10 protein-coding genes and 1 tRNA gene are annotated in these 15,122 nt (G+C 56.5%); 2 read left to right on the top strand and 9 right to left on the bottom strand.

Annotated elements, in window-relative coordinates:
* Positions 1-2: 2 nt before the first annotated feature.
* The 6 genes from queG to GOV85_RS12955 all read right to left on the bottom strand — a co-directional run bounded on the left by queG (position 3) and on the right by GOV85_RS12955 (position 9,749).
* A complete protein-coding gene (queG, locus tag GOV85_RS12980) occupies positions 3-1,040 on the bottom strand; it encodes a tRNA epoxyqueuosine(34) reductase QueG (RefSeq protein ID WP_171178817.1) in 1,038 nt (345 codons plus the stop codon).
* Positions 1,041-1,112: 72 nt separating this feature from the next.
* The gene (locus tag GOV85_RS12975) at positions 1,113-1,778 is read right to left on the bottom strand and encodes a glutathione S-transferase family protein (protein WP_171093340.1); all 666 of its coding nucleotides are present in this window, start codon (positions 1,776-1,778) and stop codon (positions 1,113-1,115) included.
* Between the two features lie 58 nt (positions 1,779-1,836).
* Positions 1,837-2,571 (bottom strand): monofunctional biosynthetic peptidoglycan transglycosylase, encoded by a 735-nt coding sequence (gene mtgA, locus GOV85_RS12970; RefSeq protein ID WP_171178815.1) that lies wholly within the window; start codon positions 2,569-2,571, stop codon positions 1,837-1,839.
* Between the two features lie 39 nt (positions 2,572-2,610).
* Positions 2,611-3,525, bottom strand: coding sequence for a Hint domain-containing protein (locus GOV85_RS12965; RefSeq protein ID WP_171178813.1), 915 nt, complete (start codon positions 3,523-3,525; stop codon positions 2,611-2,613).
* A 200-nt stretch (positions 3,526-3,725) separates the two neighbouring features.
* The gene (gene gltB / locus GOV85_RS12960; RefSeq protein ID WP_171178811.1) at positions 3,726-8,258 is read right to left on the bottom strand and encodes a glutamate synthase large subunit; all 4,533 of its coding nucleotides are present in this window, start codon (positions 8,256-8,258) and stop codon (positions 3,726-3,728) included.
* A gap of 57 nt (positions 8,259-8,315) precedes the next feature.
* A complete protein-coding gene (locus GOV85_RS12955) occupies positions 8,316-9,749 on the bottom strand; it encodes an NAD(P)-dependent oxidoreductase (protein WP_171178809.1) in 1,434 nt (477 codons plus the stop codon).
* A gap of 230 nt (positions 9,750-9,979) precedes the next feature.
* Between GOV85_RS12955 and GOV85_RS12950 the strand changes: the two genes are divergently transcribed.
* The gene (locus GOV85_RS12950) at positions 9,980-10,783 is read left to right on the top strand and encodes an undecaprenyl-diphosphate phosphatase (protein WP_171178807.1); all 804 of its coding nucleotides are present in this window, start codon (positions 9,980-9,982) and stop codon (positions 10,781-10,783) included.
* Here GOV85_RS12950 and GOV85_RS12945 read toward each other — a convergent pair whose 3' ends face one another.
* Positions 10,784-11,767, bottom strand: coding sequence for a complex I NDUFA9 subunit family protein (locus GOV85_RS12945; RefSeq protein ID WP_171178804.1), 984 nt, complete (start codon positions 11,765-11,767; stop codon positions 10,784-10,786).
* Between the two features lie 201 nt (positions 11,768-11,968).
* On the opposite strand from GOV85_RS12945, the gene GOV85_RS12940 reads away from it, so the two are divergent.
* Positions 11,969-12,055 (top strand) — tRNA-Leu (locus GOV85_RS12940).
* Positions 12,056-12,381: 326 nt separating this feature from the next.
* Here the strand turns inward: GOV85_RS12940 and GOV85_RS12935 are convergent.
* The gene (locus GOV85_RS12935) at positions 12,382-13,875 is read right to left on the bottom strand and encodes a heme biosynthesis protein HemY (protein ID WP_171178802.1); all 1,494 of its coding nucleotides are present in this window, start codon (positions 13,873-13,875) and stop codon (positions 12,382-12,384) included.
* Between the two features lie 10 nt (positions 13,876-13,885).
* On the bottom strand, positions 13,886-15,100 hold the full coding sequence (locus GOV85_RS12930; RefSeq protein WP_171178801.1) for a hypothetical protein: 1,215 nt from the start codon (positions 15,098-15,100) through the stop codon (positions 13,886-13,888).
* Positions 15,101-15,122 lie beyond the last annotated feature (22 nt).

Genomic DNA, 15,122 nt, shown 5'->3' with positions numbered 1-15,122 from the left:
ATTTATAACAACTGTTCCACCGCCCAGCGCGCAGCATCAGCCACGGCTGGATCCGGATCTTCTGTGAGCGCCCGAGCGACAGATATCAAACACGGCTGTCCCGAGTTTCCAATCGCATAAAGCACATTTCGCACGAACCGATCTCGCCCGATGCGCTTGATAGGTGATCCGGAAAATTTCGTGCGAAAACCCGCATCATCCAACGCAGCCAATTCGCTCAGTACAGGCGCTTTCAGATCGTCCCGGGCGGCATAACGTATGTCGCTCGCGGCAACAGCAAACTTGTTCCATGGGCAAGCCGCCAGACAATCATCGCATCCATAGATTCGATTACCCAACTTGCTACGCAACTCGATCTCCACCGGACCTTTATGTTCAATGGTCAGATATGAAATGCACCGCCGCGCATCTAACTGATACGGGGTTGGAAATGCGTCGGTCGGGCAGCTGTCCAAGCAAGCGCGACATGAACCGCAGTGATCTACCTCCGGCTCGTCCGTCGGTAGTTCAATTGTTGCAAAGACAGAGCCTATAAAGGCCCAATTACCCCATTCCCGACTCACTAAGTTGGTATGTTTTCCCTGCCACCCTAGTCCAGCCGCATGCCCCAATGCCTTTTCCGGGACGGGTGCGGTGTCGACAAACACCTTCACCTCACCTCCGGCTTCAGAAACCAGCCACCGCGCCAATCGCTTCAGCCGTTTCTTTACCAGATCGTGGTAATCCTTGTTTTGCGCATAAACCGAAATCGCGCCCCGGTCTGGATAATTCAGAACCTCCGTCGGGTCATGTTCTGGCGTGTAACTTTCGGCCAACATGATCACCGACCGTGCCTCGGGCCACAAGGCACCAGGATCACCGCGCCAATGCACCCGCTCGGTCATCCACCCCATCTGTCCGTGATACCCCGCACCCAAAAATGCCCCAAGGCGCTCTGGCACCTGCGGAACATCCCATGGGCGGCATACTCGACACGCCACAAACCCCTCTGCCAGGGCCTGTTGTACCAGCTTTTTCTTCAGATCTGATCCGCTCTTCATCTGGCCAAAAATACCTTCGGGGGAATCGCGCCTCCGGCGCGATGGGGGCAGACAGCCCCCTGCTGAACCCTATCAGAAATCCAGATCGGCGTAATGAGGCGGCGGTCGAAACCCTGGTACCTGATCCGCCAGAATAGACCGAAACGCCGGGCGCGACTTGATCTTCGCGTACCAATCCTTGACCACCTGGCTGCGGTTCCAATCCACATCCGAGATATAGTCCAGCGCCGACAAATGCGCCGCCGCCGCGAAATCAGCCAATGTCATCTGATCTCCGGCCAGCCAACGGCGGTGATCCAGCAGCCAGGCCATGTAGTCCAGATGATACTTGATCGCCTTGGCACCCTGTTTGACATTCTTGCTGTCCGGGTATCCCTGACCTGTCACTTTCTTGTTCACCCGTTCGTACAGCAGCTTGGACGTCACTTCGTGATGGAACTTGTCATCGAACCAGCCCACTAGGCGCCGGACCTCAAACCGGGCTTCGGGGTTTTTCGGCATCAACGGCGGTTCGGGGCGGGTTTCTTCGATATATTCGCAGATTGCTGCGCTTTCAGACATGATTTGCCCATCCAGACGCAGCACTGGTACTTTACCTGCCGGGTTGCGGCGCAGAAAATCCGGATCCTGTTCCCAGTATCGCTCCTCGACCAATTCAACCTCGATCTTCTTCTCTGCCAAAGACAATCGGACCTTGCGGCAATACGGAGATAGGGGAACATGAAACAGACGCGCCATGGGCTTCCAATCGAACCAGTGAATTCCTGACTGATTTAGCCCTTGAGGGAGGCGGGTTTCAATCCTCGAAACAATCTGCGCGACCATCTGCGCGGATGGTGGCCGCCCCATCCATAATCGCAGCCGCACGCCGACGCGTGCGCACGCTTGGATCCGTGACCGAACGATTGCGCGGAGATGGCAGGATGGCAGCAATCCGCGCCGCCTGAACCGAGCTCAACTGCGCTGCACTTCTGTTGAAATAACGCTGTGCGGCTGCTTCAACGCCAAACACTCCATTCCCGGTTTCCGCGACGTTCAGATAAACTTCCAGAATGCGTTGCTTGCTCCAGAAAACCTCGACGACCGGAGTGATCGAGGTTTCCATCGCTTTCCTGACCCAACTGCGCCCCTGCCACAGGAATACGTTCTTCACCACCTGTTGTGTGATGGTCGACGCACCGCGATTGCCGCCGCCCTCAATCGCGTCACGAATGGCCTCGACATCGAATCCCCAGTGCAGGCAAAAATTTGCATCCTCAGCCGCAACGACGGATCGCGCCATGATGGGAGAGATTTCTTCAATCGAGACCCATTCGCGCTCAACCTTGCCCAACCGACGCCACTCCGACCATATGGTGTGGGTTACCGGCGGATTTACAACTGAATACAGCAAGACCAACGCGACAACCAACGCGACAGCCGCCAATGCGACTCGCATCACCCAACGGCGAAGTTGTTGCGCCACTGGTGTTTTCTTGCTGGATGCCTTCTTATTCTTACCGCTTGATTTGCGGGCTGCTTTCTTCGCCATGTCTCAGCTATACGACGCACCGCCTGCGTTTGAAACGACCTAAATCACGAATGCGCGCGCCTCGCGCGGGTGAACCACCGGCCGCGCTGTTTCCAGAAACATTGGATCCGCCCCCGCCAGTTCGGGGAACAAATGTAACACTTCGCTTTGAGTTTCCCGGTCTGACGCTGATAAGGCATGACCCGGATAATAACTTTCGCTCTTTGCCCCATTGGCGATGATAATCTGATGCTGCCTGAACAACAGGTGGATATATTCCACTTCACCACCTTCGACACGTGTGACGGTATCGCCATTGACCAGAACATGGGCTGCAACCAGCGCCTCGGCATGTCCAAAAAAGTAGGATGCACGCCAATCTTCGATCAGCATTCTATGCTGCGGCGAGACAAGAAGTGGACGATCAAGATCAAAAACGCCTGTCTCAAAACGGATCGGTGCTAATTTACCCTTGGCCTTGACCACCGTACGCCCCACCCAGATCAATGGTTGTGGGCCATGATCCAGAGTTGTGACCAGATCACCGGCTTTCAGGTCTTCCACTGCGCGGTCCCCTTCGGGGGTCGCGATCATCGTGCCAGGTGTAAAACAGGGCGGACCCAGGGTACCGACATCCAATGGCCCTTGCGTGGTGACAAATGTGGTCGAAACCAACGTGCCGGGTTGTAGCACCTGACCGTCCGTCGGCGTAAAAACCCGAGAGCCATCGGCAAGATAAAACGTGGTTCCGACATATGTTACGTTGCCGACACCTGCCACATTGATCGTAATTGTGTCCCCTGGCCAGGAGTTTGTGACGTCCTGCCCATTTACGGTATCACCGCTTGGCGCATCGATTTCGTTGTCATCATCCACATCCGTGAAATCAAGACTGACGACCGCAACAGATGTTCCCGCCGGCGGCGGGTTCGCCGGATCGAAGGTATAGAACTGGTCGCGATACGTTGTTGGCATACTTCTGCCCTCGATTTGCACCACAGGATTTCCAAAATCATCCTTGGTTTTCGTTCAAATTCTACAAAGACTGGCGAAATTCCTGTGATTAGGCAAGAAACCTACTAAGACAGCGTAAACAAACCGGGCCTCGCGTGGTGCAAATGACACGCGAGGCCCGACTTTTAATACTGTTCAGCCTTAGATTGTTACATCAGGCTTCATTCAGCAGGAACTGCGGTGGCTTCGATACTCAGCGGATGGCTCAGTTTGTTCAGCATTTCCTTGGGGCACACCTGCAAAAAGTTGCCTTTTTCCATGTCCCAATGTTGCAGAATATCAACGGCTTTCCGGCTATAGGTCTCTTCAGCGTGGCGAGCAACAAGAGCCTTCAACTGCTCTTCCCAATGTGCGACAGAAACCGGACAGGTGACAAGCGTCTCCATGTTCATCAGCGCTTGGGCCCTGCCTTCGGGATTATACAGATAAGCCATGCCGCCTGTCATACCAGCGCCAAAGTTGGCTCCGATATCGCCCAAGATCACTGCAACACCGCCGGTCATGTACTCACATCCGTTCGAGCCGCAGCCCTCGATGACCACCTTGGCACCTGAGTTCCGCACAGCAAACCGTTCACCTGCACGACCAGCGGCGAACAGATGACCGTCGGTGGCCCCGTAAAGGACCGTGTTGCCGATAATCGTGTTGTCATCCGCCTTCAAAGGGCTGACCTGCGGCGGGCGCACAACAATCGTGCCACCAGACAGACCTTTACCCACATAGTCGTTGGCATCGCCCGAAACCTCGAGCTTCAGTCCCGGCGCGGCAAACGCACCCAAAGACTGACCGGCCGAGCCCTGTAGTTTCACATGCAGATGGTCATCCTGGAACGTGTTCCGCATCCCGAAATTCTGCACAATGTGACTGGACACACGCGTACCTACCGTCCGATGCGTGTTCTGAATGGCGTAAGACAGCTGCATTTTTTCGCCATCTTTCAGGAACCGTGCAGCATCACGCACGATTTCGGCGTCAAGTGTATCCGGAACTGCGTTACGGTCCTTGTCCCGGTTATAAACGATGTCTTGTGCTCCATCGACGGTGATCAGCAGCGGGTTGAGGTCCAGATCGTCCAGATGCGCAGACCCACGGCTGACCTGCGCCAGTAGATCCGCCCGGCCAATGATCTCATCCATCGAACGCGCGCCGAGGCTGGCCAACAACTCGCGCACTTCTTGCGCGTAGAAGGTGATCAGGTTCACCACCTTGTCTGCATTGCCAGTGAACTTGGCGCGCAGGCTTTCGTCCTGCGTACACACGCCGACCGGGCAGGTGTTCGACTGACACTGACGCACCATGATGCAGCCCATCGCAATCAGGGCGGCAGTACCAATGCCGTATTCCTCGGCCCCCATCATCGCGGCCATAACGATGTCACGTCCAGTGCGCAGGCCACCATCGGTCCGCAAAGTTACGCGGTCGCGCAGGTTGTTCATCGCCAGCACCTGATGCGCTTCGGTCAGGCCCATCTCCCACGGAAGACCGGCATATTTGATTGAGGTCGCCGGAGACGCACCAGTGCCACCATTGTGACCCGAAATAAGGATAATATCTGCTTTCGCCTTGGCTACACCGGCCGCAATCGTGCCTACGCCCGAAGATGCAACCAGCTTGACCGTCACCTTGCAACGCGGGTTGATCTGCTTGAGATCGTAGATCAACTGCGCCAGATCCTCGATCGAGTAGATATCGTGGTGCGGCGGCGGAGAGATCAGCGTCACGCCCTTGGTTGAGTGCCGCAAACGCGCGATCAGGTCCGTAACCTTCATGCCAGGCAACTGACCACCCTCACCGGGTTTCGCGCCCTGCGCGACCTTGATTTCAAGCTCTTCGCACTGGTTCAGATACTCGGCGGTTACACCGAACCGACCCGAGGCAACCTGTTTGATCTTGGCCGATGGATTATCGCCATTGGGCTCTGGCACAAAATGCGCCGGATCTTCACCACCTTCGCCTGAATCAGACTTAGCACCGATCCGGTTCATCGCCACGTTCAGCGTCTTATGCGCCTCTGGCGACAGCGCGCCCAGCGACATGCCCGGGGTGACAAACCGCTTGCGGATCGAGGTGATCGATTCGACCTCTTCAATCGGGATCGCTTTGCCCTTGGGTTTGAAGTCCATCAGATCACGCAGATGGATCGGCGGATTCGATTGCATCTTGGCGGAATATTGCTTCCACAGCTCATAGGAAGCGCGATTACATGCCATTTGCATCATGTGCATCGATGTGGCTTCCCACGCATGGGTCTCACCCGATTTCCGCGCCTTGTAGAATCCCCCGATAGGCAGCACGTCCAGACCACTGTCCCAGGCCTTTGCGTGGATTTCCTCAAGCTTGGTCTGGATACCGGTCACGCCAATACCCGAGATCCGGCTGGTCATGCCCGGGAAATACTCGGCAACCATAGCGCGGCTAAGGCCCACGGCCTCAAAATTCAGCCCGCCACGATAGGATGAGATCACTGAAATGCCCATCTTGGCCATGATCTTCAGAAGGCCCTGGTCGATGGCTTCGCGATACCGCGCAACATTCTCGGTCAAAGTTCCGTCCAGCAGGCCGCGGTCAATGCGGTCAGCCAGCGAATCTTCGGCCAAATATGCATTCACAACCGTCGCCCCGCAGCCGATCAGTACGGCAAAATAGTGCGGGTCAATACACTCAGCTGAACGCACGTTCAACGAGCAGAATGTCCGCAACCCTTGCCGGGTCAGATGAGAATGTATCGCGCTGGTCGCCAGGATCATTGGCATCGCAACCCGACCCTCGCCTGTGTTCATGTCGGACAACACGATATGCCCAGCGCCCGAGCGTACCGCCTCTTCAGATTCGGCTCTAACACGGGCCAAACCTGCGCTCAGCGCGCCGCGACCTGGTTCAAAGCTACAATCAATCTCGACCAACGGTGCATCAAAATTCTCGACCAAATTGTCCCATTGCGCATTGCCGACAAAGGGGCTTTCGAGGACGATGATTTCGGTCTGGCTGCTGTCCTCATCCAACACGTTCTTTAGGTTGGCAAAGCGCGTTTTCAGCGACATCACCCGGTATTCACGCAAACTGTCGATCGGTGGGTTGGTCACCTGGCTAAAGTTCTGACGAAAGAAATGGCTAAGTGGTCGGTACTGTTTCGACAATACCGCCGAAGGGGTATCGTCACCCATCGACGCAAGCGCCTCTTTACCGTCTTCTGCCATCGGAGCGAGGATTTGCTCCAACTCCTCAACCGAATACCCCGCCGCGATCTGACGCTTGCGCAGCTCTTCGCCGGAAAAGATCGGGGCTTCGGTGACACCCGCCAGCGTGCCGTCAAGATCGTTGATCTTGCCGACCCACTCACCGAATGGCAGCGCAGCGGCCAGCTTGTCCTTGATCTGCGTATCGCGGTACAGCTTGCCCTTTTTCATATCCACGGCCAGCATCTGGCCCGGGCCAAGTGCCCCCTTTTCGGTTACGCTGGCCTCGTCGATCGGAACCATGCCCGCCTCAGAGCCCGCGATAACAAGCCCGTCACCCGTCACGACATACCGCATCGGGCGCAGTCCGTTCCGGTCCAAACCGGCACAGACCCAGCGACCATCGGTCATCGCCAGCGCGGCGGGGCCGTCCCATGGCTCCATCACCGAGTTGCAGTAGGAATACATGTCGCGCCACGCCTGCGGCAACTCAACCGCCTGTTTAGACCAGCTTTCCGGCACCAGCATGGTCTTCGCCATGGGTGCGGAACGGCCTGCGCGCACCAAAACCTCAAAAACCGAGTCTAATGCGGCCGAATCTGATGATCCCCCCGCGATGATCGGTTTGATATCTTCCGCATAATCGCCAAAGCTGTCCGAAGTCATCCGGATCTCGTGGCTTTTCATCCAGTTGATATTGCCCTTCAGGGTGTTGATCTCACCGTTATGCGCCAACATGCGGAACGGTTGCGCAAGCCACCATTGCGGGAAAGTGTTGGTCGAATAGCGTTGGTGGTAAATCGCAAAAGCTGATTCAAAACGCTCATCCATGAGGTCGGGATAGAAAACCGCCACCTGCTCGGCCAACATCATACCTTTGTAGATGATCGAACGACAGGACAGAGAGGCAAGATAGAGCCCGGAAATCCCAGCAGCCGCTGCAGCCTTTTCGATGCGGCGGCGGATTACGTACAACTCACGCTCAAAGGTCTCTTCATCCACGCCCTTGGAATTCGAGATCAGAATCTGTTCGATCTCGGGCCGGGTCGCATTGGCTTTTTCGCCCAGGCACGTCACATCAACCGGTACGTGACGCCAGCCGTAGATGTAATAGCCCAAGCGTAGCACTTCGGTTTCTACGATGGTCCGGCACTGTTCCTGGGCGCCAAAATCGGTACGAGGCAGGAAAACCTGTCCCACTGCGATCAGCTCATCCAACTTGGGTTCGTGGCCGGTACGGCGGATCTGGTCATAGAAAAATGGAACCGGGATCTGCACGTGAATACCCGCGCCGTCACCGGTTTTACCGTCGGCATCAACTGCACCGCGATGCCAAATCGCCTTAAGCGCATCGATCCCTGCGTCTACCACCTTGCGCGACGGTTTGCCGTCGACGGATACGACAAGACCCACACCGCAGGAAGAATGCTCTTCTTCCTCGGAATAGAGACCGTTTTCCGCCATCCAATTGCGCTTGGCTTCCTCGGCCCGCACCCAATCGGCATCATATTTGGTCATTGGCTATTTCCTTCTTTCAAGGGAACGTTTGGCGACGAACCCTCTTAATCCTTGGGCTTACTCGGCTGCGATGGCCGCTTTGGCATTGAACCGGTCGATGATCGCGTCGGCGCAGTCGCGGCCGTCGCGGATCGCCCAGACCACCAGTGAAGCACCACGCACGATGTCACCAATGGCGTAAACACCGTCCATTTCAGTTTCTCCGGTCTGGAACGCGGCCTTTACGGTGCCCCAGCGTGTCACAGGCAGGTCCGGCTGGCCGAACAGGGTGGGCAGGTCTTCGGGTTCAAAGCCCAGCGCCTTGATCACCAGATCGGCCTCTTCCACGTAATCCGCACCTTCGATGACTTCGGGCGCCTGGCGACCCGACGCATCAGGCTGCCCCAGACGCATCTTTTGAACCATCACGCCCGTGACCTTATCGTCACCGGTGAAGCCTTTGGGCTCGCTCAGCCATTCAAAAACAACGCCTTCTTCCTCGGCGTTTTGCGTTTCACGCTGCGAGCCTGGCATATTGGCTCGGTCGCGACGATAGAGGCATTTGACCGAGGTCGCTCCCTGACGGATCGAAGTACGCACGCAATCCATGGCGGTGTCGCCGCCGCCAATTACAACGACCTTTTTTCCTTCGGCATTCAGGCGGCCATTGTCAAAATCTTCGACGGCATCACCAAAACTTTTGCGGTTCGAGGCGGTCAGGAAGTCGATCGCCTTTTCAATTCCACCCAGACCGCTTCCCGGCATGGACAGGTCGCGGGATTTATAAACGCCGGTGGCAATAATCACAGCGTCATGCCGGGCACGAATTTCTTCAAACTTGGTGGCGTCAACATCACAGTTCAGTTCGAACCGGACACCGCCATCGGCCAAAAGGTCATTGCGCCTTTGCACGATGTCCTTTTCAAGCTTGAAGCCCGGAATGCCATACATCAACAGGCCACCCGCACGGTCGTAACGATCATATACTGTCACCTGAATACCTGCGCGGCGCAGCATATCCGCTGCAGCCAATCCACCGGGGCCACCGCCGATAATGCCCACACTCTCGCTGCGCTCCGCAGATGGGGTGGCCGGTTTCACCCAGCCGTTATCCCAGGCGGTGTCCGTGATGTATTTCTCAATGGTGCCGATGGTAACTGTGCCGTGACCCGATTGCTCGATGACGCAGTTGCCTTCACACAAGCGATCCTGTGGGCAGATTCGCCCGCAGATTTCGGGGAAAGTATTGGTCGCCTGACTTGTCTCATAGGCTTCTTCCAGTCGGCCAGTGGCAGTCAGATGCAGCCAATCCGGAATATTGTTGTGCAACGGGCAATGTGACTGGCAGTACGGCACACCACACTGGCTGCAGCGGCTGGCCTGTTCGGCAGCTTTTTCGGCGGCGTATTCGGCATAGATTTCGTCAAAGTCTTCCTTGCGGTCACTTGCAGCACGCTTTTCCGGCATGACTCGGTCGATCTGCACAAATTTCAGCATCGGTTGCTTGGCCACGGGTCAGACTCCATGAATTGGCTTGGTCCGGTTTCTCTACGAGATACCGTAGGGGATTAAAAGTCAATCATACTGACCTAAATAAAGAAAGTTTACTGTGTAGAGCTAATTTTCTTGAAAAGTTCACTATTTTTAGTTCCGTATCGGACCTATATGTGCGCTTTCCTTTTCCCCACCACCCTTATACCCATAACTCGCAAGCAATACGTGACCGCAAATTGGCAGGGCAGATGAGTCTTTTTCACCTGATTCTCGTAGCAATTGTTCAGGGAATCACTGAGTTTTTGCCCATATCATCATCAGGTCATCTGATCCTGCTTCCAAGGCTCACTGGTCTTCAGGATCAAGGTCAAGCCATTGATGTTGCAGTGCATGTTGGAACGCTGGGCGCGGTTGTTCTGTATTTCTGGTCGGATGTAAAACAAGCCCTTGCGGGGTTGCCTGGGGCCTTGCTTGGCCGGGCAGATACGTCACAGACGCGACTGGCACTGGGCCTCATCCTAGCGACGATTCCAACGGTGATTGCAGGTCTGATTCTACATCTGACCGGATTAAGCGATGCCCTGCGCTCGATCGCGGTAATCGGCTGGGCTATGCTTGGTTTCGGCCTGGTTCTGTATTGGGTCGATCAGAGCAGTCCGGAAACCAAAGAGAGCAGTGCGTGGGGCGTCCGTGATGCATTCATCATGGGGCTGTGGCAAGTTCTTGCACTGATTCCCGGCACCTCGCGCTCGGGGATCACAATCACCGGGGCGCGCAAATTGGGCTATACCCGCGAGGACGGGGCGAAGATAGCCATGCTGATGTCAATCCCGACGATTCTGGCGTCTGGCGCTTTGTTGGCTGTGGACGTGATGCGCGACGCTGACGCGCAACTGGCACGTGACGGCGCCATTGCCGCTGTCTTTGCGTTCATTGCGGCCCTTCTAGCACTCAGCCTGATGATGCGGCTGCTGCGCAGCGTCAGTTTCACGCCCTACGTCATCTACCGAGTCATTCTTGGCGTTGTCCTGCTGATCATGGCCTATAGCTGATCAGATACGCAGGTTTTTGGCCGAGTTCTGAATGTCGTCATACTGACCCGACGGACGGAACTTCCACAGGTACTCGGGCAGCACCGATTCCAAGGTGGTCGGTGTGATCCTAAGTTCGGCAAAAGACTTGGCCTCATCGGCAACCACATTGTCATTCCGCAGATTCTTCAACTGATCTCGGGTCAGAATGTTGTTCGGGAACAACTGGAAGCTGACAAACTTAATGATGTCCAGAACACCCGCCATGATCCGTGCTGCAAAAAACGGCATACCAATGATGACGCGGCGACGGTGAATCACATCCAGCATTTGCTGCATTAAAGCGCGGAAAGTCTTCACCTCGGGCCCGCCCAACTCGTACACGCCGGGTTCGGCCTGTCCCAGAACGCCTTTAACTGCAGCCTGGGCCACGTCATCCACATAGACCGGCTGGAATTTGGTTTCGGCCCCAACCAACGGCAGGAACGGCCCCATGCGTGTCATTCCGGCAAAGCGGTTGAAGAATTGATCTTCTGTGCCAAAGATCACGGATGGCCGCAGGATCACCGCGTTTGGCATATGCTTCAGCACACCTGCCTCACCCCGCGCCTTGGTCTGAGAATATTCGCTGGCAGAATTTGCATCGGCTCCAATGGCCGAGACATGAACCATCCGCTCAATCCCCTGCTCTGCCGCCAAACGCGCGATCCGCTCCGCCCCTTCGGCCTGTACAGCGCCAAAGTCGTTTTTGCCCAACTCGTTCAAGACACCGACGCAGTTGACCACGACATCCGCACTGTGCATGGCCTGGGCAACCGACGCGTCATCGCGGATATTGCACAACACCGGCTCAACCTGGCCGACGACACCATAAGGTTTCACGAACATCGCCTCGTTCGGGCGGCGCACCGCCACACGCACACGCCATCCCTCACTCGCCATGCGCCGCGCGATGTAGCGGCCGACAAATCCAGATCCGCCATAAATCGTCACAAGTTTCGACATGAGAGGGCTCCTGCTGAGAAATTGCGCCCTAGACCTAACGCCCGCAGCCCTTTCAAACAAGGCGCTAATTCGCCGCGAGGATGGTGAAATTCAAAGGCACAAATCGGGGGGCAAAGCCTAAATTCAAAAAACTTTCAAAAATCTCCGCGAATCTGGTTGACGCCCTCTGCCACTGGGCTTAAACGCCCCCTCACGACACCTGCCCAGGTGGCGGAATTGGTAGACGCGCTAGCTTCAGGTGCTAGTGTCCGTATGGACGTGGAGGTTCGAGTCCTCTCCTGGGCACCAAATTCTTCCTAAAAACCTGAATTCAAACGTGGTTCTCGTACGGTTGTTCTGTGACTGCCGAACACTGCTTGAATCCTGCTTTCGGTTCGGCATCGGTGCCGATTGCAGATCAAAACGGTACTGCTAGCTGTGTGTCATCACGCTGAATTCCGGCAAGGGTGCGGATTTGATTGATACGGACCCATATTCTCTTGCAGTGCGCCTGGTCACCATTTCATTGGCAATCCCAGTCGCGGTAAGCCGGAAGCTTAAAAAACAACCAGCCTGCGCCTGACGACAACAAACAAGCCGATGTGACGCCACCACACCAATGGTCATTGATGCGCTCAGGCTTGTTTCTGCACTCCTGCCTCGTCCGCAGACTCAGCAGGCTCTGCCGTCACATCAACTGTGTCGGTTTCGTCCAATGGTTCCACCTCTTCAGGTTCGTCCGACTGATCCTCAAGCGCGCCGACAATGAGTGGCAGCATGTGGACACCGGTTGCGCTGGCGATCTCGGGGGTTTGCGGCGTTTGCCAGCTGAGCGTATCGAAGCTGCCGCAATTCTGGCAGACCGGGGCCCATTCGGGTTGGATGTCGTGACAATTGTCACAGACCCACTGAGGACCACGCGGTGCGTTGAGCGCCTTGGCCAACCAGCCTTGTACAACAGCGTCCGAAGCGCCCTCGCCCCGTTCGATCGCCGCCATCAGAGTGTACGCCCGCGCATCACCTTGTTTTTCAACCACATCCCCCAGCGCGCGGCGGGCTTCGGGGAAGTCTTCGGCCACGATGTTCAACTCGGCCAGAATCAGACGGGTCTCCATATTCTCGGGGTGAATACGCGTAAGTGCGGTAAAGCGCTTGATCCTTTGCGCGGGCGTCTCATCCGGTGCTATCTCGGCGAAAGCGTGGGCCAGGTCAGGATGCGGCTGCGCCTCCCAGGCTTTTTTCAGGATCTTGGTCGCGGGGCGGGGTTTACCTTTGGCAATATACGCACGAGCGGCCATCGCAGCCGCGGGCACCAGATCTGGCGACAGTCGATTGGCTTCGATTGCATGTTCCTGCTGTTCCAGGCTGGCGTCTTCGTCCAGAATGTCCTTGGCTTCAGACAAAGCCAAAACCGCATCACGGCGCTTGAACACATCGCGCGGCAGGTAACCGGCCTTTAATTTGGACGACAAGGTCGAGCGCGCACCGGCCCAGTCCTGCGCCTTGGTTTGAAGGTTCAGCAGAACATCTTGCGTTTCTGCATGGCGCGGTTTGATTGCCAACGCCTTTTCAGCCAGCTTGCGAGCGGTTTCGTCATCACCTTCGGCCAGTTTCTGCTTCATGATCCCGCGCACGCCGACAAATCGAGTCGCGTTATTGGTCACGAGTTTCTTGTAGGTGTCGGCCGCTTTCTTGGTGTCGCCCGTCATCTCGGCCGCTTGCGCCACCAATAGATTGGTCAATTCCGGCTTGTTGAGCAGCTTTTCGGCCTTGTTGGCCTTGGTCATGGCCGCACGCCCTTCACCTGAAGCCAAAGCCATCAATCCATCTGCCAGAGCCTGATACCCGCGCTGTTCACGGCTACGGTCGAAATACCGCGACAGGGCCGTTTCATCGCCATTCAAGAACTTCAGCGTCGCCACCAAAAGGCTAAGCAGTTTGAAGAACAGCCAGACCGCAAACACCAGCACGCCCAGCGCAATCACGGATTGCAGCGGCCCCAGTGTAAATTCCGTACCCGCGACGGTGATCTGCACCCCGCCACTGGTTTGCATCAGGAAGTGACCGCCCAGCGCCAGCAGGCCGATAATCGCAACAAAGACAAGGATCTTAAACAGTGACCACAGCATGGCAGGTCCTTCAGTTCGAGTTCAGGCTGGAAGCCAATGAGTTCGCCGCATCAACAGCAGCAACCCGTGTCTGGGCCGCCTGCTGCCAATCGGCCATCGCGGTCTGCGCCGCTTCGGGAAGTGATTTCAGTTCGCTTAACGCTTTGGGCAGGTCTCCATCCGCCAATGCGGCCTGCGCGCGCGACAGGACTGCGTCAGGCCCGTCGCCTTCCTGCGGCGTAACTGAACGTGCTCCTGTCTGCCGTTGTAGGAAAGCGATCAGACCCGTACCCTTATCCGCATCGCGCGCGTCTGCCAGTGCAGTTCGGGCAGCAGGGTCAAAAGTCGCCCGCAAGGATGACAAGGTTTCCACGCCTTCCTCAGCTGGCCCTGTCAAAGCATCCGGTACATCCACACCGCCCGACTTCAGTTCAGCAACCAGTTCGGAATAAGGTTGTCCTGCATCCAGCTGCCCGCGCAGACGAGACAGAACCGCGGCGTTCGTCGCAGCTTGTGCGTCGGCGGATGCTTTCGCCTCAAGCGCCTGCGCATCCGACACCATTTTTTCAACCTCGGCCCGTTGCGCCGCCAGCGAATCCTGGAGCTTTTTCAGTTCAGCCTCAAAGGCGGCTGTGGCTTCAGGTGAGGTATTGGATTCGATTGGAGCTTTCTCAAGCGCTGTGATCCGATCCGCCAAAGGCGCGACCTGACCGGACAGCGCTTCAACCGAGGATTTGACCGCGCTCAGGTCACCTTCGACCGGGGTCAATTTATCCGACAGCGCTTTGATCTGATCCGTCAAACCAGACGTATCCGGGCCGTTTGTCAGCCCTTGTGACAGTTTGGCGATTTGATCCGACTGATCCGCAAGTTTCGATTCCATCGCCGCCAGCGCGTCAGAATTGTCAGCACCACCCGGCAGCAGCCCGCCATTGCCCAGCGCAAATCCGACCACGGCAGCAACGGCACCGCCCAGCAAAGCAGGCACAAAGCCACCGCGTTTTTCGACCACGCGCTCAACCGTCTTTTCCGCAACCGGAGCGATCTCCTCCGTCGGAGCTTCGGCTTCGGCTTCGGCTTCGGCTTCGGCTTCGGCTTCGGCTTCGGCTTCGGCTTCGGAAAGGTCTTCTGCTACAGGTTTATCGGGGTCAACAGGCGTACCTTCCTGTTGCAGCTCGGATTCAACAACGTCGTCTACCTTGGGGTCTTCCACCGGCTTTTCGTCGGATTTCTTCTTACCAGCCACCGCAATATTCCCCTTATCGAAT

The organism is Ruegeria sp. HKCCA4633, assembly GCF_013034605.1.
In the GTDB taxonomy this organism is placed as follows: Bacteria; Pseudomonadota; Alphaproteobacteria; order Rhodobacterales; family Rhodobacteraceae; genus Ruegeria.
Note: the sequence above shows the minus strand (reverse complement) of the source record. Positions and strands in the feature narration are given on the sequence as shown.